Here is a 1,852-nt window from a genome sequence, read left to right as displayed (position 1 = left end):
GGAGTCTTTGGGTGAATGGATGAGCTACCCACTCTATTACGCCTATGAGGGCGCTACGCCCCCTCCTCGCAATGGCGCATCCCATGCCACGATTTATCCTTATGGCCCCTTTAAAGCGGGTGATGGCGGTACCGTCATGCTTGGCCTACAGAATGATCGTGAATGGGTTTTATTCTGTGAAGTCGTACTTGAGAATCAAGCACTAGCTAAAGATGAGCGCTTTGATAAAAACTTCAAGCGTAATGAAAAGCGAGATGAACTCCTCTCCATTATTGATGCTTGTTTTAGCAAACTGACTACCCAGCAAGTGATTGCAAAGCTAGATGAAGCGCAAATCGCTAATGCTCGTCTAAATGATATGCAGGGTTTATGGAATCACGATCAACTCAAAGCAAGAGATCGCTGGGTTCAAGTGGGATCACCTGTAGGCCCTATTCCAGCATTGCTACCCCCGGGCAGCAATGACAGTTTTGACTACCGCATGGATGCGATACCTGCAGTAGGTCAACATACAGAAGCTATTCTGACTGAGCTTGGTATTGCTGCTAATGAGATTGCAAAGATGCGGAGTAAGGGCTCTATTTAAAGTAAGGGTGATGTCAGGTGAGCCGCATTCTCCAGCAGAATATGCCAATGCGGTCTCTTAGCCCAAGTTACTGGATTGACCATATCTGATTTAGCCAAGTAGGCCTCGATCAAGGTTTCGAGCTTTGCGCAAAACTCATCGTTATAGACGATTAAACTAATTTCAAAATTGAGACGCAAGCTACGCTGATCAAAGTTCACTGAGCCAAAAATAGCAACTCGCTTGTCTATTAACAGGCTCTTCGTATGCAATAGACCGCCATGAAACTCAGCAATATTCACACCGGCACTCATGAGATCAGAATAGAAGCTACGACTGCTCCAAGCGACTAATGTGGAATCATTTAATTTAGGAACAATCAGAGTCACTTTCACACCACGACCAGCTGCTGCCATCAGCGCCTGAATCAAACCATCGTCAGGACCAAAGTAAGGCGTGGTAATGGTGAGCTCTTCACGTGCATCCATGATGGCTGAGAGCAATACCTGGTACAAGATATCGTCACGGTATACCGGTCCAGAAGAAAACTCTTGAGCCAATACCTTCCCTTCTAGTGGGCTGGCAGCTGGCACTACATTGCTAAAGTGCTTAATCTTGGAATTATCAACACTCCAGTCAAACGAGAATGTCAGCTCAAACTGAGATGCTACAGGGCCTTCAATTCTGACCATCGCATCTACCCACTCACCTACGCCCGAGTCCTGCTTGAATGTGCGCGGATCCACCATATTCATACTGCCAGTCCAAACAATGGTGTTATCGATCACAAATATCTTGCGATGCAGTCTTAAATCAGCACGCCGAAATTGAAAGCGACCAACCTGAATCGGTAAGGCCTCAGTTACTTGAATACCAGCATTTCTGAAGCGCTTAGGCCAAGTCGACTTAAACCAGTCTTTACTACCCAAAGAATCCAATAGCACTTTACAAGTCACACCGCGCTTAGCTGCAGCGATTAACGCCTCGCCGACACGATCTGCATCGCCGCCTAGAGCCCATATATAGAATTCCAAATGCAATGTTTTCTTAGCCTGATTAATCTCGTCAATAAAGTACTGCAAGATTTCCAGAGAATTTGTAAAGAGTTCAATTTGGTTACCAGCAATCACTGGCGAACCATTTTTAGCTTCTGCCAAGAGACTCAACGCCCTGCCTTCAGTTGGTAGTAGTTGTTTATCAGCCTGATAGCGCTTACGCATCGCTTCGGTGATGGCAGCAGCTGGTCGTGGTGTGAAAGTGACTCTGATTGTTCCTAAATTAAATGAT

The 1,852-nt window shown here is 46.0% G+C and carries 2 protein-coding genes; one reads left to right on the top strand and one right to left on the bottom strand.

Annotated elements, in window-relative coordinates:
* A partial coding sequence (locus B7X71_RS16195; protein WP_293601486.1) for a CoA transferase occupies positions 1-586 on the top strand: 586 nt, incomplete at its 5' end.
* Here the strand turns inward: B7X71_RS16195 and cls are convergent.
* The coding region (gene cls / locus B7X71_RS16190; protein ID WP_293601485.1) for a cardiolipin synthase at positions 583-1,852 on the bottom strand (1,270 nt) is incomplete at its 5' end. The two genes, B7X71_RS16195 and cls, sit on opposite strands and share 4 nt — an antisense overlap.

It is taken from the genome of Polynucleobacter sp. 39-46-10 (assembly GCF_002282275.1).
Note: the sequence above shows the minus strand (reverse complement) of the source record. Positions and strands in the feature narration are given on the sequence as shown.